Annotated in this window: 17 protein-coding genes; 9 read left to right on the forward strand and 8 right to left on the reverse strand. The window is 71.0% G+C overall.

Annotated elements, in window-relative coordinates; all coding sequences use genetic code 11:
* Positions 1-16 precede the first annotated feature (16 nt).
* Together F8O04_RS12680 and F8O04_RS12685 are read right to left on the reverse strand one after the other, a co-directional pair.
* Positions 17-559, reverse strand: a complete 543-nt coding sequence (locus F8O04_RS12680; RefSeq protein ID WP_158029761.1) for a DUF2231 domain-containing protein — start codon at positions 557-559, stop codon at positions 17-19.
* A gap of 14 nt (positions 560-573) precedes the next feature.
* Positions 574-1,206, reverse strand: coding sequence for a histidine phosphatase family protein (locus F8O04_RS12685; protein WP_158029762.1), 633 nt, complete (start codon positions 1,204-1,206; stop codon positions 574-576).
* A 132-nt stretch (positions 1,207-1,338) separates the two neighbouring features.
* Here F8O04_RS12685 and ftsY point away from each other — a divergent pair, with 132 nt between their 5' ends.
* From ftsY to F8O04_RS12705, 4 genes are read left to right on the forward strand one after another with little or no spacing between them, the layout of a single operon-like run.
* On the forward strand, positions 1,339-2,214 hold the full coding sequence (gene ftsY / locus F8O04_RS12690) for a signal recognition particle-docking protein FtsY (RefSeq protein WP_158029763.1): 876 nt from the start codon (positions 1,339-1,341) through the stop codon (positions 2,212-2,214).
* Positions 2,192-2,869 carry an SRPBCC family protein gene (locus F8O04_RS12695; RefSeq protein ID WP_225735055.1) on the forward strand — a complete coding sequence of 226 codons (678 nt, stop codon included), beginning with the start codon at positions 2,192-2,194 and terminating at the stop codon, positions 2,867-2,869. The genes ftsY and F8O04_RS12695 overlap by 23 nt, the downstream gene beginning before the upstream one ends.
* Positions 2,866-3,570, forward strand: coding sequence for a DUF4166 domain-containing protein (locus F8O04_RS12700; protein ID WP_225735056.1), 705 nt, complete (start codon positions 2,866-2,868; stop codon positions 3,568-3,570). Before F8O04_RS12695 ends, F8O04_RS12700 begins: the two co-directional genes overlap by 4 nt.
* 32 nt (positions 3,571-3,602) lie before the next feature.
* A complete protein-coding gene (locus F8O04_RS12705) occupies positions 3,603-4,274 on the forward strand; it encodes a DUF4166 domain-containing protein (protein WP_158029764.1) in 672 nt (223 codons plus the stop codon).
* Here the strand turns inward: F8O04_RS12705 and F8O04_RS12710 are convergent.
* The 3 genes from F8O04_RS12710 to F8O04_RS12720 form a co-directional block, all read right to left on the reverse strand.
* Positions 4,238-5,497 (reverse strand): hypothetical protein, encoded by a 1,260-nt coding sequence (locus F8O04_RS12710; RefSeq protein ID WP_158029765.1) that lies wholly within the window; start codon positions 5,495-5,497, stop codon positions 4,238-4,240. The two genes, F8O04_RS12705 and F8O04_RS12710, sit on opposite strands and share 37 nt — an antisense overlap.
* Positions 5,498-5,600: 103 nt before the next feature.
* Positions 5,601-6,839, reverse strand: a complete 1,239-nt coding sequence (locus F8O04_RS12715) for a PQQ-dependent sugar dehydrogenase (RefSeq protein ID WP_225735057.1) — start codon at positions 6,837-6,839, stop codon at positions 5,601-5,603.
* 7 nt (positions 6,840-6,846) lie between these two features.
* On the reverse strand, positions 6,847-7,431 hold the full coding sequence (locus tag F8O04_RS12720; protein ID WP_158029766.1) for a gamma carbonic anhydrase family protein: 585 nt from the start codon (positions 7,429-7,431) through the stop codon (positions 6,847-6,849).
* Between the two features lie 148 nt (positions 7,432-7,579).
* Between F8O04_RS12720 and ffh the strand changes: the two genes are divergently transcribed.
* From ffh to F8O04_RS12740, 4 genes are all read left to right on the forward strand, one after another.
* On the forward strand, positions 7,580-9,172 hold the full coding sequence (gene ffh / locus F8O04_RS12725) for a signal recognition particle protein (RefSeq protein ID WP_158029767.1): 1,593 nt from the start codon (positions 7,580-7,582) through the stop codon (positions 9,170-9,172).
* A 169-nt stretch (positions 9,173-9,341) separates the two neighbouring features.
* On the forward strand, positions 9,342-10,331 hold the full coding sequence (locus F8O04_RS12730; protein ID WP_225735058.1) for a substrate-binding domain-containing protein: 990 nt from the start codon (positions 9,342-9,344) through the stop codon (positions 10,329-10,331).
* 13 nt (positions 10,332-10,344) lie between these two features.
* The gene (locus F8O04_RS12735) at positions 10,345-11,400 is read left to right on the forward strand and encodes an ABC transporter permease (RefSeq protein WP_158029769.1); all 1,056 of its coding nucleotides are present in this window, start codon (positions 10,345-10,347) and stop codon (positions 11,398-11,400) included.
* Positions 11,397-12,176 carry an ATP-binding cassette domain-containing protein gene (locus F8O04_RS12740; protein WP_158029770.1) on the forward strand — a complete coding sequence of 260 codons (780 nt, stop codon included), beginning with the start codon at positions 11,397-11,399 and terminating at the stop codon, positions 12,174-12,176. The genes F8O04_RS12735 and F8O04_RS12740 overlap by 4 nt, the downstream gene beginning before the upstream one ends.
* A 42-nt stretch (positions 12,177-12,218) precedes the next feature.
* Here F8O04_RS12740 and F8O04_RS15185 read toward each other — a convergent pair whose 3' ends face one another.
* The 3 genes from F8O04_RS15185 to F8O04_RS12750 form a co-directional block, all read right to left on the reverse strand.
* A complete protein-coding gene (locus F8O04_RS15185) occupies positions 12,219-12,344 on the reverse strand; it encodes a hypothetical protein (RefSeq protein WP_263971342.1) in 126 nt (41 codons plus the stop codon).
* A gap of 103 nt (positions 12,345-12,447) precedes the next feature.
* Positions 12,448-13,911, reverse strand: coding sequence for a carboxylesterase/lipase family protein (locus F8O04_RS12745; RefSeq protein WP_158029771.1), 1,464 nt, complete (start codon positions 13,909-13,911; stop codon positions 12,448-12,450).
* A gap of 61 nt (positions 13,912-13,972) precedes the next feature.
* Positions 13,973-15,082, reverse strand: a complete 1,110-nt coding sequence (locus F8O04_RS12750) for a glutamate--cysteine ligase (protein ID WP_158029772.1) — start codon at positions 15,080-15,082, stop codon at positions 13,973-13,975.
* A 184-nt stretch (positions 15,083-15,266) separates the two neighbouring features.
* Between F8O04_RS12750 and F8O04_RS12755 the strand changes: the two genes are divergently transcribed.
* Positions 15,267-15,542 carry a hypothetical protein gene (locus tag F8O04_RS12755; protein WP_158029773.1) on the forward strand — a complete coding sequence of 92 codons (276 nt, stop codon included), beginning with the start codon at positions 15,267-15,269 and terminating at the stop codon, positions 15,540-15,542.
* The last annotated feature ends 82 nt before the right edge of the window (positions 15,543-15,624 follow it).

Raw genomic sequence — 15,624 nt, forward strand, 5'->3', positions numbered from 1 at the left:
GTGCCGGCCGGGCGGCTCAGAGGAGGTTGCCCCAGGTGGCGCTCGCGCCCGAGTGCGCCGCGACGAGCATCCAGACGAGCGCGGCGATCGACGCGGCCGCGAGGACGCCGGCCCACACGACGTCCGTGACCGTCAGCGGGGTCTTGCCCCGCGCATCCTCGTCCCTCACATCGATGCGGCCGCGCCAGCCTCGCGCGCCCGGCGGCCGCACGAACCACCACACGAGCACGATGGCGATGACGGCCCAGACGAGGCCGATGATGCCGGCGGTCGAGCCGAGCTGCGAGTGCAGCCAAACCGGCTCCGATCCCTGCACGGGGGCGCCGCCCGACGACAGCATCGGATAGAGCCGATCGCGAAGCGCTTCGCCGCTCTGCCTCACAACGATCGCCAGCACGCCCGTGGCGACGAGAGCCACGAGCAGCGGCCAGCGGAGTGCGCGCCGCCAGCGCCGCCTGACGGCGTAGACGATGGCCGTCGCCGCGGTGAGGGGCCCGATGACGACGAGGCCGTGCACGACGAGCGGGTGCAGCGGCAGACCGAGAAACGAATCGAGCATGTTGGGCATCAGCGTCAGGGCCGCGCGAGCACGGCGGTCTCGGGCACGGGATCTCGGTGCGTCGCCGCGAGGGGCAGCGGGTAGCCGTTGGCGATCGTGACGACGCGAGAGGACATCGCGAGACCGCCGCTCGCCGTGTCGCTTCTCTCGATCACCGTGAGCGCCAGGTTGTTGATGCTCGGCGCCTTGAACGCAAGGAAGAGGTCGAGGAGCAGCCGGATGACCGAACCGTGCGAGATCACGAGCGTCGAGTCGTCGGGATGCGCGTCTTCGATCACCTCGAGGGCCGCGAGCGCCCGGGCCTGCACCTGCGCGGTCGTCTCGACGCTCGGGTGGTCGAGCGGTCGGCGCGTGCCCTGCGGCGTGGCGTACGGCTGGCCCTCGAGTGCACCGAACGAGCGCTCGATGAAGCCCGGGTGCACACCCGCCGAGGCGATGCCCGTGAGGGAGGAGATGATCTTGGCCGTGTCGCGTGCCCGCAGCAGCGGCGACGAATAGATGCGCTGCCAGCCGCCGTCACGCAGGAGCGACGCGGCGTCCTCAGCCTGGTCGCGGCCCCGAGCGTTCAGGGGGATGTCGGTCGTGCCCTGGAGAAGCCCTCTCGCGTTCCATTCGGTCTCGCCGTGTCGAATGAGGCCGATGCGCATGCTGCTCCCGTCGCTGAAGATGATCTGTCTACGTCATTCTGAGTGCACCAGGTGCGCGACGCGCCGTCGACTGCTCCGTGCCGAGGCACGAGCAGCACTCGGACTGCCGCGTTCCGCCGGTACGCTGGCCGAATGGCGGAACGCACTCCCTGGTCACTCGGTGCCGCGCTTCGCGGCATGTTCAGTAAGCCCACGATCGACGAGTCGACATGGGAGGACCTCGAAGAGGCGCTCATCGGCGCCGACTTCGGCCCCGACATCACCGACGAGATCGTCGAGCGCTTGCGTGGCCAGGTCGACGAGTTCCGAATGGAAGACCCGCGGGATCTCAAGCGGCTGCTGCGCGAGACGATCGAGGAGCGCCTCGACCGCTTCGACACGACGCTGAAGCTCAGCGACCGGCCCGCGGTGACGCTCGTCGTCGGCGTCAACGGGGTTGGCAAGACCACGACGATCGGCAAGTTCGCGAAGTTCCTGCGCCAACACGGCCGCTCGGTTGTCGTCGGCGCTGCCGACACGTTCCGCGCCGCGGCCGTCGACCAGGTCACGACGTGGGCCGCCCGCGCCGACGCCCTCATCGTGCGGCCCCAGCAGCCCGGGCAAGACCCGGCGTCGGTCGCCTATCAAACGGTCGATGCCGCACTCCGCCAGCAGATCGAGATGGTGATCATCGACACCGCCGGCCGCCTCCAGACGAAGGGCGGGCTCATGGACGAGCTCGGCAAGATCCGCCGCGTCGTCGAGAAGCTCGTGCCAGTGAGCGAGGTGCTGCTCGTGCTCGACGCGACGACGGGGCAGAACGGCGTCAATCAGGCCGAGGCCTTCATCCAGCACGCCGGCGTCACCGGCCTCGTCGTCACCAAGCTCGACGGCTCGGCGAAGGGCGGCTTCGTGCTCGCGGTGCAGGAACGCACCGGGTTGCCGATCAAGCTCATCGGTCAGGGCGAGGGCATCGACGATCTCGCGGGCTTCGAGCCGCACGTCTATGCGCAGAAGCTCGTCGGCTGACGAGCCGCGCGCCGGCCGTCGTCGAGACCGGGCGCTCTACGTCGAAACGCTGATCGATGCCCCCATCGACCAGATCTGGCGATTGACGCAGGACTCGGCCGAGCATCCGCGATGGGATGCGCGCTTCTCGGCGATCATTCCCACTCGCGCCCGCCCCGACGGCGCGCAGGAGTTCCGCTACGAGCTCGATCTGAAGCTGCACACGATTCGCGGCACGGGCGTCTCGCTCGGCGAGCGCCGAGCGGCCGGTGGTCAGCGCACCTCGGCCCTGCAGTTCGACACCGACGACCGGCTCTCGCCGCTCGGCAAGGGCCGCGGGTACTGGCGCTACGTGCCGACCGACGCGGGCGTGCGCTTCATCACCGGCTACGACTACGAGCCCGGCTGGGGCGCGGTGGGCCGCATCCTCGATCCGATCATCACGCGCCGCTTCGTGTGGTGGCTCACCGCGTACAGCTTCGATCGCCTGCGGATCTGGGCGGAGACGGGCACACCACCCGAGCGACTGACGTGGTGGCGCGGCCTGCTGCCCGGGAAGCGCCCACGGGCCCGGGCATCCCGCTGCCGGTCGGCGCCCGCGCGGCGCTCGCGGACAGGCGTGATGGGTGAGGCGCCGGCGACCCTGGCTCAGCTCGACCGCGAGGGGGAGCAGTGAGCGAGCACCGCGGTGAGATGGTCTCGCCAGGGATCTTCCAACGGGCCCTCGGCGACGACTTCGCCCGCCTGCACCCCATGCTGCAGCGTCGCTTCGGGGTCGGCGTCGGGGCGGGGTACGGCTGCGTCGGCACGGGAATCATGACCGACGTGCGGCCGGGGCCGCTGTGGACGCGCCTGTTCCTCGCGTTCGGCGCCACCCGCAACATCATGTTCCCCGAGCGCGGCAGGAACATCCCGTTCCAGATCGACAACTACGCCTATATCGACGGCTTCGGGCGCGAGACGGTCACGTTCGTGCGGACCATGTCGCTCCGCGGCGGCGTCCGCAGGCGGTTCGACGCGACGATGGTCTGGAGCGACGCGAGGCAGCGGGTCGTCGACTACCTCGGCACGCACCAGCACCTCGCGGTCGATCTCGCGCTGTCGGTGACTCGCGATGGTGGACTGCGGCTCGTCTCGGGCGAGCAGCGCTTCTACGAGGGGCCGATCGCCTTCCGGTTCCCAATGCTGCTGAGTGGCCGCGCGGTCCTCACCGAGCACTACGACGATGCGCGGGAGCGGTACGTCATCGACCTCGAGGTGCGCAATCGGCGGTTCGGACGGCTGTTCGGGTATCGAGGCGAGTTCACGTGCACGTTCGTCGACGGCACCGACGCACCTGTGACGGCGAAGCCGTACCGTGAGGAGCGGCGCGAGTGACCCGGCGTGGGCGGGGGCGTCAGTCACGCCGCATGGCCGGCCGAGCCGGGCGCGCCCATCCGCCTCCCGGTGGCCCAGCGGCCGGCGCCGAGCGATCGGTGCTGCTGACCGCCATCGGCGATAACGCCGGCAGGCTCCACCCGCAGGTGCATGCGTATCTCCAGGCCCTCGGCGGTTCCATGCGCGGCGAGGGCGTCTTCGACGCTGCCGGGAGCCGATTCGGCCGGATCGGGCTGCTCGCCCGCCCGGTCATGGGCCCCGGTCTCCTCGTGACGGGGAAGGGCCGAAGCGTGCCCTTCGAACTCGAGGGCGCGGGGGCCCGCGTCGCCGGCGGCCACACCGCCATACGTATGCGGCGCACCCTGTGGTTCGCGACCGGCCCGCAGTCGTTCGGCGATGTGCTGGTGCCCGGCAGGGAACCCGGCACCGTGCGCAACGTCCTGGGCGACGCCGGCCGTGTGGAGCTGCTGCTGGCGTGCGCCGTCACGCGCCAGGGGTGGTTCCGGATGCGTTCGGTCGCCTCATACGTGCGCGTCGGCCGGCTTCGGGTTCGGCTGCCGAGTGCCCTCGGCGTGCGCGCCGATGTGTGCAACGGCTATGACGCCGAGCGCGCGTGCCACACGGTCGCCGTGCGGGTGCGGAACCCGCTGCTCGGCACTGTGCTCGGCTACCGCGGCGCGTTTCGGTTCCGGCCGGTGGTCTGAGCGGCCGACGACGCGGCTGCCCGCAGATTGCGCGCGTACGCCGCCGGCGCCGACGTCTCGCCCGTGCGGGCGCGCGCGGCGAGTTCGCGGGCGAACATCTCGAGATCGGTCAACCGGGTGCCGACGTCGGGTATCGCCGCGTCGTCGAACGCGCCGTCGATCGACCGCGCGAATCGCGCGGCGACGGGCCCGAGCGGGATGCCGTAGAGGCCCGAGAGCGTGCCTTCGAAGGCCAAGTGGATGCCCTGGCTCGCGGTGATCGGCACGAAGGTCTGGCGCACGAGTCGCCCGCCGGTGGCGGTGCTCACGCGTGTGAGGGCGTCGAGCAGCGCGTCGCTCTCGGCCGATTCGTCGCCGGGTGATCGTCCCCGTCCGACCGCCGCGCGCATCCGCCTCGCTCCGTTGGCAAGGGCCAGCAGGTCGACCGCGAGTTCGCGGGCCGTGCGCTCGTCGTGGTGGGTGCTCGTGACCGCTACGGTCATCCACGCGAACCCGCCGGCGAGCATGATCGACGCCACGGCTGCGAGCGTCTGGATGATCGCGGTCACGGGGGCCGCCTGGCTGCCGTCGCGGGGCACGATCGGTACGACGACCGCCCCCGCGATCGTGAGCACGGCGAGCAGGATCGCCGTGATGGGGCGAGCCCTGTTGACGAGGTCGGTGAACGCCGTGTGCGCACGCAGCAGGGGCGCGCGATCGCGCGCGATGAACACGATGATGACGCTGGCGACGGCGACGGCGATGACGGCGTAGACGGCGTCGTCCTCGTCGGTGGTCCACTCGTCGGGAAACTCGTAGCGAACGGCGACGAGCAGTACGACGATGGCGAGGCCGAGGGCGGTGGCGACGATCGCCGCCGTGCGCACGATGAACCGGAGCAGGCGCTCTGCCGACCTGATGGCGGAACGCAGCGGGGGAGCGAACGAGAAGACGACCGCGCGGACCAGCGCGAGTGCCGCCAGCACAGCGAGCACAACACCGCCCGCGGCGGGCGCGTCGACGAAGACGACGATCGAGATGGCGCCGCCGACCGAGACGGCCAGCAGCAGCGCGAGGAACAGGACCGCGGCGCCCGCCGCGCGCCGCCACCGCGGGCCGTACTCGACCCGGTCGACCGAGACGAGGTCGAGGTGTTTGCTGAGCTCGAGCAGATTTCGGGGATGCCCGTGCGTGGCGCGCGCGTCGACCCGCCTCGGCGGGGGCGCCTCGTCGTTCGCGTGCATCTCTCAAGTGTTCCATGGGCGCCACCACCCGCCGTCGCTGGTTGCTCGGCCATGGTCCGAGCATTCCAGGCTTGCTGTCGCGTGATTGCTCAGAGGACGCGGACTAGGCCCGCACGACGGGCAGCTGCACGAGGCGGTCGTCGTCGCCGCCGGGCGAGCCACGGCCGTCGGTGTTGTTCGTGAGGATCCAGATCGATTCCTCCGGGCCGACGACGACATCGCGGATGCGCCCGTAGTCGCCGACGAACATCGCTTCGGCGACGGCCTCCTCGCCGCTGAGGTCGATGCGCCACAGCCGCTCACCCCGCAGCGACGCCATGAAGAGGGTGTCGCCGACCCAGGTGAGGCCCGACGGGCTCGCCTCGCTCGTCGTCCACTGCAGCACGGGGTCGCGGAACGCGGGGTCGTCGCCGACGCCCTCGACGAGCGGCCAGCCGTAGTTCGCGCCCGGTTCGATGAGGTTGAGCTCGTCCCACGTGTCTTGCCCGAACTCGCTCGCCCACAATCGCCCGTCGCGGTCCCATGCGAGGCCCTGCGGGTTGCGGTGCCCCATCGAGTAGACCTCGCTGCCGAACGGATTGTCGGCCGGCACCGACCCGTCGAGCCCGATGCGCAGGATCTTGCCGGCGAGCGACGACTCGTCTTGCGCGAGCTCCGGCCGCCCGGCGTCGCCGGCCGTGGCGTAGAGGTGCCCGTCTGGCCCGATCGCGAGCCGTCCGCCGTTGTGGTTTGAAGCGCTCGGAATGCCCGTGACGAGGTCGACCTGCTCGGCGACCGCGACCTGCCCGGAATCCGCCGAGGTCACGTCGAAGCGCACGATTCGGTTGCCGTCGTCGGCGGTGAACATGGCGAAGAGCAACGCCCCGTCGGCGCCCTGCCCGCCGCCACGCTCGGCGATCGCCAGCCCCAGGAGCCCGCCCTCACCGCCGTGCGCGACGCCGGCGACGGTGGTCACCTCCCGCGTCGTGCCGTCGGGGAGCACCTCGAGAATGCGGCCCGAGTCGCGCTCGCTCACGACCGCCGCGCCACTCGCGAAGCGCGCGACCGACCAAGGCGCGTCGAGTCCTGTGGCGAGGTCGTCGGCACCGTCGCTCGTCGCGGTGACGGGGCCGGGCAGCTCGGCCCACGGATCGCGGATCGGCGCCGGCGTCGCGTCGTCGTCGCCCCCGGGCGCCTCGGTGCCGGCGACCGTCTCGGTCGATCCCGCGCCATCCGGCGTCGGCTCGGCCTCACCGCCGGCGCACCCGGCGAGCAGCGCGATCACGCTCGCTGCCGCGAACATCCGCACGGATGCTCGCGGCACGGTGCGAGGCCCGTGTGTCATCGACACGGTGTCCGCCATGGTCTGCTCACTCTCCGTCGCCGTGCGGCTCACGCGGCGCCGCGACGTCGCTGCGCGAAACCGCCTCTTCGAGGCCCGCCTGCGCCTTCGACAGCGCGACGTAGCCGCCGGCGTGCGGAATGAACGCCGCGGACTCCTCGTGAGTCAGCTCGCGCCGCACCTTGGCGGGCACGCCGGCCGCGAGTGACCTCGCTGGGATCTCGGCGCCCTCGAGCACGACGCCGCCCGCGGCGATGAGCGAGCCGGGGCCCACGACCGCGCGCGAGAGCACCGCCGCCTTCATCCCGATGAGGGTGCCGTCGCCGATCGTGGCACCGTGGACGAGTGCCTGGTGGCCGAGCGTCACGTCATCGCCGAGCACGGCGGGGGCGTCGTCTTCGCAGTGCAGCACCGAGCCGTCCTGGATGTTCGTGCGGGCGCCGACGCGGATGGGGCCGACGTCGGCGCGCAGCACGCAGCCGTAGAAGACGGAGGAGTCTGGTCCGATCTCGACGTCACCGACAATGACGGCGGTCGGCGCGATCCACGCGGTCGGGTGGATGCGCGGTGCGATGCCGTTGAACGGAAGGATGAGCGGGCCGTGGTCGGTCATGGCTCGATTCTCCCAGGGACCTCAGACATGCGCCCCTTCGGGCGTCACCCCGTCGAATCCGACGGCTCCCGTGCGCCCCGGTCGGTTCGGGCACCGACCGTCGGCATCCGGCCGGTCGCGCGACGCGGAACGGTAGACTGCCGCAACTATGGCCATGTTTGGAAACCTGTCTGAGCGACTCACCGCGACGCTCGCGAACCTGCGCACGAAGGGCAAGCTCTCCGCCTCCGACGTCGACGGCACGGTGCGCGAGATCCGCCGCGCGCTGCTCGAGGCCGACGTCGCCCTGCCCGTGGTCAAGGAGTTCACGGCGCAGGTGCGTGAGCGCGCGCTGAGCGACGACGTCAACAGGGCGCTCAACCCGGCTCAGCAAGTGGTGCAGATCGTCAATGACGAGCTCATCGCGATCCTCGGCGGCGAGGTGCGGCGCCTCTCGTTCGCGAAGCAGCCGCCGACCGTCATCATGCTGGCCGGCCTGCAGGGCACCGGCAAGACGACGTTCGCGGGCAAGCTCGCGAAGCGGCTCCTGGGCGAGAAGCACGCGCCCCTGCTGGTCGCGGCCGACCTTCAGCGTCCGAATGCCGTGCAGCAGCTGCAAGTGGTCGGCGAGCAGGCGGGCGTGCACGTCCACGCGCCCGAGCCCGGCAACGGCGTCGGCGATCCCGTGCGGGTGGCCAAGGATGCCGTGAAGTTCGCCCGGGAGAAGCTCTACGACGTCGTCATCATTGACACGGCCGGCCGCCTCGGCGTCGACGCGGACCTGATGAAGCAGGCCTCGAACATCCGCAAGGCGACGAACCCCGACGAGGTGCTGTTCGTCATCGACGCGATGATCGGTCAGGATGCCGTCGCGACCGCGAACGCGTTCCAAGAGGGCGTCGGCTTCACGGGCGTCGTGCTCTCGAAGCTGGACAGCGACGCCCGAGGCGGCGCTGCCCTGTCGGTCGCGAAGGTCACGGGCCAGCCCATCATGTTCGCGTCCACGGGCGAGCGACTCGACGACCTCGAGGTGTTCCACCCCGACCGCATGGCGAGCCGGATTCTCGACATGGGCGACATCCTCTCGCTCATCGAGCAGGCACAGCAGGCGTTCGACGAGGACGAGGCCCGCAAGGTCGCCGACAAGTTCGCGAGCGAGCAGTTCACCCTCGACGACTTCTTGCAGCAGCTGCAGCAGATGCGCAAGGCCGGCAACTTCAAGAAGATGATCGGCATGCTGCCCAACATGGGCCACATGAAGTCGGAGATCGAGAACTTCGACGAGCGCGAACTCGTACGCACCGAGGCGATCATCCAGTCGATGACCCCGGCTGAGCGCCAGAACCCGAAGCTGCTCAACGGCTCGCGTCGCGCCCGTATTGCGCGCGGCTGCGGGCGGACGGTGCAAGACGTCAACGAGCTCATGAAGCGCTTCGACCAGATGGCGAAGATGATGAAGACCGTCGCCCGCGGCGGCATGCCGCAGATGCCGGGCATGGGCCCGATCCCGGGAATGGGCGGCGGCGGTGGCAGGGCCAAGCAGCTGAAGGCGGGCAAGGCGAAGAAGGGCAAGGGCAAGGCGCGCAGCGGCAACCCCGCGAAAGCGGCCCAGCAAGCGCAGGAAGAGCAGCGGCCGACGCCCTCGCTCGGCGGGTCGGTCTTCGGCGCCGCCGCCGGCCCCGGCGGCGACGAGACGAGCGGTGCGCCCGGCCAGCCATCGGCGGAGGAGCTCGCGGAGCTCCAGAAGTACCTGCAGCGGTAGTCGACGCGGCTCCCGGGCCCTTCCGCGGGTCCCGGGACGGCCGGCGTCGCCCGCGGCAGGCCAGGGGTGGAATATGCTCCTTCATGGATTGGGCGGTCGCCCGGACCGTCGGATGCGTTCGTCACGATCGCGCGAATCCGATCACGAGGTTGTCGAAGGAGCCCATCACGTGAAGAAGATCACCAAGCTGTTCGCCGGTCTCGGTGCTGCCGCGCTCGCGTTCACCATCGCCGCCTGCTCGAGCACTGGCGGCGCGCAGGGCGGCGACGAGGGCGACGACGCGGTCGCGCCGGGAACCGAGTCCGGCCTCACGATCGCGCTCGTCACCCACAGCGCTCCCGGAGACACGTTCTGGGACATCGTGCGCAGGGGCGCCGAAGACGCCGCCGCCATCTACGGCGTGAACCTGCTCTACGGGAACGACCCCGACGGCGCGCAGCAGGCGCAGCTCGTGCAGCAGTACGTCGACCAGGGCGTCGACGGCATCGCCGTCTCGCTCGCCAAGCCCGAGGCGATGAGCTCGTCGGTGGAGCAGGCCGTGAGCGCGGACATCCCCGTCGTCTCGGTCAACTCCGGCGCCGATGCGTGGCAAGACCTCGGCGTGCTCGCGCACTTCGGTCAGGACGAGCTCGTCGCCGGCGAGGCCGTCGGGGATCGCCTCGCGCAGGAGGGCCGCACGCACCCCGTCTGCGTCATCCACGAGCAGGGCAATGTCGGCCACGAGGCCCGCTGCCAGGGCATCACGAACAAGGTGCCCGGCACGGAACTGCTCTACGTGCAGGGCTCCGACATGACTCAGGTGGAGTCGACTGTGACCGCCAAGCTGCAGTCGACGCCCGACGCCGACGTCATCGTCGGCCTCGGCGCGCCGTTCGCGCTCACGATCGCGCAGGTGGCCGAGGGACTTGGGTCGGAAATCGACGTCGTCTCGTTCGACCTCAATGGTGACGTCGCCGGCGCCGTCAGCGACGGCGGCATCTCGTTCGCCGTCGACCAGCAGCCCTACCTGCAGGGCTACCTCGCCGTCGAGTCGCTCGTACTGCACCACGACGGCGGCTTCGTCGTCGGCGGCGGGCAGGCCGTGCTGACCGGCCCCGCGATGGTCGACGAGACGAACATCGACGACGTGCTGGCGTACGCGGAAGCGGGCAAGCGCTAGGCGACGCACGCACATGAGCGAAATGAGCATCCGGAACCATCGCACCCCCGTGCCGAAGGGCCGGCAGCCGCGGAGCCGATTCGCGGCCCTGCTCCGGCGCCCCGAGCTCGGCGCCGTGGTCGGCGCCGTCGTGCTCTTCGCACTCTTCGCGGTCGTCGCCAACCCCGTATTCACACAGCCGAGCTCGATCGCGACCGTGCTGTACGGGGCGTCGACCTACGGGATCATGGCGGTCGGCGTCTCGCTGCTCATGATCGGCGGCGAGTTCGACCTGTCGACGGGTGTCGCCGTGATCTCGTCGGCGCTCGTGGCGTCGATGTTCGCGTGGAGCCTCTCCGCCAACGTGTGGGTGGGCGTGCTCGTCGCGCTCGTGTTCTCGCTCGCGATCGGTTTCGTCAACGGCCTGCTGCTCGTCAAGACGAAACTGCCGAGCTTCATCGTCACGCTCGCCACCTTCCTCATGCTCGCGGGCCTCAACCTTGCGATCACGCGCGCCGTCACGGGCGGTGTCGCGTCACCGAAGATCGACGACATGGACGGCTTCGCATCCGCGCGCGCGGTCTTCGCGTCGAGCGTCCCCGTGTTCGGCATCGAGCTGAACATCACGGTGTTCGTCTGGATCGCGCTCGTGGCCGTCGCGACCTGGATCCTCATGCGTACCCGCGTCGGCAACTGGATCTTCGCGGTCGGCGGCGACGCGGCGGCCGCCCGGGCGGTCGGGGTGCCGGTCGTGCAGACGAAGATCGGGCTGTACATGGGCGTCGGCTTCTGCGCATGGATCGCCGGCATGCACCTGCTGTTCAACTACCGGGTCGTGCAGTCGGGCGAGGGAGTCGGCAACGAGTTCCTGTACATCATCGCTGCCGTCATCGGCGGCTGCCTTCTGACGGGCGGCTACGGCTCGGCGATCGGCGGGGCCATCGGCGCGTTCATCTTCGGCATGGCCAATCGCGGCATCGTGTACGCGCAGTGGAACCCCGACTGGTTCCAGTTCTTCCTCGGGCTCATGCTGCTCGTCGCGACCGTCATCAACGTCGTCGTCAAGCGCCGCGCGGAGCGGGCGCAATGAGCACGGGCAACGCGCCGCTCGTGGAGCTGCGCGACATCGGCAAGCGGTACGGCAGCGTCAACGCGCTCGAGGGGGTTTCGCTCACCGTCGAGGCAGGGCGCGTGACGTGCGTGCTCGGCGACAACGGCGCCGGCAAGTCGACGCTCATCAAGGTGATCGCGGGCCTGCACCGGCACGATTCCGGCGAGCTGCTGATCGACGGCGAGCCCACGTCGCTGGCGTCGCCGCGGCAGGCGCTCGAGCGCGGCATCGCGACCGTCTACCAGGATCTCGCCGTCGTCGGACTCATGCCCGTGTGGCGGAACTTCTTCCTGGGCTCGGAGCTCACGAACGCCCTCGGCGCGCTCCGGGTCAACGAGATGAAGCGCATCGCGAAGCAGGAGCTGCTCGATATGGGCATCGATCTGCGCGACGTGGAACAGCCGATCGGCACGCTGTCCGGGGGCGAGCGGCAGTGCGTCGCGATCGCGCGCGCCGTGCATTTCGGCGCGCGCGTGCTGATCCTCGACGAGCCGACGGCCGCGCTCGGGGTCAAGCAGTCGGGCATCGTGCTGCGCTACATCGCGCGCGCCCGCGACCGGGGACTCGGGGTCGTGTTCATCACGCACAACCCGCACCACGCATTCCCCGTCGGCGACCGCTTCCTCGTGCTCAAGCGCGGCAGCTCGATCGCGAACCGGGCGAAGGCCGACATCACCATCGACGAGCTCACGAGGCTCATGGCCGGCGGGCAGGAGCTCGAGGCGCTCGCGCAGGAGCTCGCCGGCGAGGTATAGCCGGCTGGCGTCGGTCCCGCGGCTGCCGGGGCGAGCGGCCCGTCAGGCCGCGGCAGCGCGCTGCGCGTCGAACAGCTGCGCGTCGGGCAGCAGCACGCCGACCGAGAGCCAGCGCAGGAGGGCGCTGAAGCGCCGGCCGCGGCGCGCGGCGGGGCGACGTGTCGCCATGGTCGGCCTCCGTTCGTCGGCACCCGTGGGCGGTGCGTGCCGACAACGGTAGGCAGGGATGTCCCGGTCACCAACGGTTTGACGTCATGTGACGTCGCGGCCGTCACAGCAGCGGGAGGAGCCCCGCGTAGGGGGCGCCCGATTCCTCATCGGGCGAAGGCGCGGGGTCGGTGAAGATGCGGGCGGGACTGTCCCACGACCAGGGCGTCCACTCGGCGGCGCCAGTCCGGACGTACGCGACGGCGGCCCCGTGATACGCGCTTGCCAGTTCGCCGGGTGGGCGGGCCCCGGCGATCCGGGAGACGCCCTCGGCGTCCAGCACGTCAAAGAAGAACGGCACGTCGAGGCAGTGGAGCGCCCAGTGCATCGTGGGCGAACGCCACGAGAACGCGTACACCCACGTGGCGGCCGACGCCGCGTTCCTCGCCCGCGCTGCCCGAACGACATCGCGCCGCATCGTGGTATCGCTGATGAACCTGCCGACCAGGCGGCGCGTGCCCTCTCGTGCGAGGGCGTCGTTCGCCGCGAGGTAGCCGCGCCGCCGCGCACCGCTGAGGCCGAGCGCCTCGAAGAGCAGCGGACGCGGTGCGCTGCCGATCACCGCGGGGAGGTCGTCAGCGATCATCGTGAACTCGTCGTCCAGGCCGCCGACGACCAGGGGTGTGTCGCCGCCGATGCCGGCGGCGAGCGCGTCGAGGGTGCTGCGCTCGATCAGCTCCCCGTCGATCGTCGGGCCGATGTTGGGGATGCCGCCGTCGAGTCCGGCGCGGAGGGCGCGAAGTCCGCCGCGCAGCGGGTCGGGGATGAGCTCCGTGAGCCTGGCCCTCGGAACGGTCCCGAAGGCGTGGGTGCTCGACGAATCCAGGCCCGCCGCTCGCGCGACGGCCGTGGCGAGCATCCGCGCCTCGTCCGCGCCGACCGTGACCGCCGTCGGCGACATGCACCAGGCGTGTCGGAAGAGTCCCTGTGCGCGCGGCATCGCGAGCAGCGTCAGCACCCCGCCGCCGCCCGCCGACTGTCCCGCGAGCGTGACCCTGTTGGCGTCGCCGCCGAATGCCGCGATATTGCGCTGCACCCACTCGAGCGCGAGCAGCCAATCGCGCACGCCCCGATTCGACGCGCCGCCGTCGACCCACCCGAATCCGTCGAAGCCCACCCGGTACGCCACCGTGACGGTCACGACACCGTCGCGGGCGAACGACTCACCCCGGTACCAGGGGGACGCGATCGACCCCGAGACGTACCCGCCGCCGTGGAGGTAGACGAGCACCGGCAGGGCGGCGCCCGGCCCCGGTTCGGGCGTGAACACGTTGACGTTGAGGACGTCGTCGCCCTCGACAGAGGGCTCGGGGATGAGGGTCACGCCGGTCGCGCCCGACTGCGAGGTCGCGCCCGGTGCTGTCGCGTCGCGCACACCATCCCACGGCTCACGGGCCACTGGGGCCGCGAAGCGCAGGTCGCCAACCGGCGGTTGCGCGTAGGGAGTGCCGAGGAAGACGGCGCATCCGTCGCTCCAGCGGCCGCGAACGCGGCCGGCGTCGGTGTGGACGACGGGGGGATGCTGCACGCTGGCTCCTTCTGGCCGGGACGGGCGGGATCGGAGTCGGGGCGGGGAGGATGAGGGGACGCTACCGGGCGGGCAGGCGCAGCTCGTCGACGAGGGCGTCGACGACCGCCGTCAGGTCGCCGCCGTGCGCCCGCGCGACGGCGCGCTGGCGGTCGGCGCTCGAGCCCCGCGCGATGAGCCGCTCGATCGATGCGAACTCGCGTTCGCAGCCGAGGTCGCGGGCGATCGGCGCCCACTCCTCCAGCTTGTCGGCGAGCACGTCCGTCACGAGCCGCTCGTCGCCCCGCGCGTTCTCGATGACGATGGCCTCGAGCCCGTACCGGGATGCGCGCCACTTGTTCTCGCGCACGAACCAGCTGGGCAGGCGATCGAGCTCCGCGCCCTCGTCGAGTCGACGCGAGGTGCGCTCGACGATCACGTGGCTGAGCGCGGTGATCGCGGCGAGGTCGTCGGGACGCGTGGCGCCGTCGGCGATGCGGATCTCGACCGTGCCGTAGTGCACGGCCGGCCGCACGTCCCAGCGGATCTCGCCGAGGACGTCCACGATCCCCGTGTGCAGGTAGTCGTGACTCACGCGCTCGATGTCGCTCCACGACTCGAGCTCGGGCGGCAGCCCGCCGGTCGGCAGCTGCTGGAACACCATGGAGCGATGCGACGAGAAGGTCGTGTCGTCGCCGAGCCAGAACGGGCTCGACGTGGACAGCGCGAGGATGAGCGGGTAGTGGGCGAGCACGCCATGCATGATCGGCACCACCTTCTCCCTGTGCTCCACGCCCACGTGCGTGTGCACGCCCCAGATCGCCAGCTGCCGGCCCCAGTCGCCCGACCGTTCGGTGACGTGTCGGTAGCGTTCGCCGGGATTGATGACCTGGTCGCGCCAGTCCGAGAACGGATGCGTGCCCGCTCCGATGAGCTCGGCGCCTGCGTCGGTCGCGAGGTCGAGCACTCGATCGCGCAGCGCCGTCAACTCGGCGACCGCCTCGCCGACCGTGCGGTGCACGCCGGTGACGAGCTCGATGGTGTTCTGCATGAACTCGCCGGTCACGCGTGCGTCGCCGGCGCCCTCCACGATGCCGGGCGCCGCGGGCACGAGTGCGCGCGAGACCGGGTCGACGAGGCAGAGCTCCCACTCGACCCCGAGGGTCGAGCGCTCCGAGGCGGCGAATTCCATGCGTTCAGCGTAAGTGGCGGCGCGCCCGCGGGCAGTGACATTCCGCCGGGCCTTCGCACGGCGCCACACCCGGCAGACCGGGAAATCCGTGCCGCGACCCGGCAGTGATGCGAGAATGGGGCGCGAGGGTTGCAAGCGCCGGACCGAATGGTTCGGCCGAACCCATACAAACTTTGGAGGGCGCATGTTCGAAGCAGCTGCAGCACCGTCGGTCACTGCACTCACGGTCGCAGACGGGCCACTCGATGTGACGCCGTTCATCGTCGGCGCCGTCGTGCTGCTGTTGCTCGGCGCCGTCGCCCTGTTCTTCCTGCTGCGGCGCCGCGGCGGCAAGGCCGCGGGTGCCAATGGCTCGACGGAGATGGGCAGTGCCGTATCGGCGGCGGCGACGTCCGGGGCCGGGGCCGGGGCCACGGCGGCCGACGGCGACGACGACGCGGCTCCGGGCACGCGGCAGTAGGCGCCGGCGGCCGCGTTCGGCTGCCGCTCACGGCGCCACGGCAGCTCGGCTCGCGCAAGAGCGAGAAGTCTGACAAAATGAG

The sequence above is a fragment of the Pseudoclavibacter endophyticus genome, from assembly GCF_008831085.1.
GTDB lineage: Bacteria > Actinomycetota > Actinomycetes > Actinomycetales > Microbacteriaceae > Pseudoclavibacter > Pseudoclavibacter endophyticus.

Bases quoted from the DNA above. Each gene is read 5' to 3' on its own strand.
- F8O04_RS12705 (WP_158029764.1), top strand. From the start codon at position 3,603: ATGGCCGGCCGAGCCGGGCGCGCCCATCCGCCTCCCGGTGGCCCAGCG.
- F8O04_RS12740 (WP_158029770.1), top strand. From the start codon at position 11,397: ATGAGCACGGGCAACGCGCCGCTCGTGGAGCTGCGCGACATCGGCAAG.
- F8O04_RS12715 (WP_225735057.1), bottom strand. From the start codon at position 6,839: ATGGCGGACACCGTGTCGATGACACACGGGCCTCGCACCGTGCCGCGA.
- F8O04_RS12735 (WP_158029769.1), top strand. From the start codon at position 10,345: ATGAGCGAAATGAGCATCCGGAACCATCGCACCCCCGTGCCGAAGGGC.
- F8O04_RS12750 (WP_158029772.1), bottom strand. From the start codon at position 15,082: ATGGAATTCGCCGCCTCGGAGCGCTCGACCCTCGGGGTCGAGTGGGAG.
- F8O04_RS15185 (WP_263971342.1), bottom strand. From the start codon at position 12,344: ATGGCGACACGTCGCCCCGCCGCGCGCCGCGGCCGGCGCTTCAGCGCC.
- F8O04_RS12685 (WP_158029762.1), bottom strand. From the start codon at position 1,206: ATGCGCATCGGCCTCATTCGACACGGCGAGACCGAATGGAACGCGAGA.
- F8O04_RS12755 (WP_158029773.1), top strand. From the start codon at position 15,267: ATGTTCGAAGCAGCTGCAGCACCGTCGGTCACTGCACTCACGGTCGCA.
- F8O04_RS12695 (WP_225735055.1), top strand. From the start codon at position 2,192: ATGCGCAGAAGCTCGTCGGCTGACGAGCCGCGCGCCGGCCGTCGTCGA.
- F8O04_RS12720 (WP_158029766.1), bottom strand. From the start codon at position 7,431: ATGACCGACCACGGCCCGCTCATCCTTCCGTTCAACGGCATCGCACCG.
- ftsY (WP_158029763.1), top strand. From the start codon at position 1,339: ATGGCGGAACGCACTCCCTGGTCACTCGGTGCCGCGCTTCGCGGCATG.
- ffh (WP_158029767.1), top strand. From the start codon at position 7,580: ATGGCCATGTTTGGAAACCTGTCTGAGCGACTCACCGCGACGCTCGCG.
- F8O04_RS12710 (WP_158029765.1), bottom strand. From the start codon at position 5,497: ATGCACGCGAACGACGAGGCGCCCCCGCCGAGGCGGGTCGACGCGCGC.
- F8O04_RS12680 (WP_158029761.1), bottom strand. From the start codon at position 559: ATGCTCGATTCGTTTCTCGGTCTGCCGCTGCACCCGCTCGTCGTGCAC.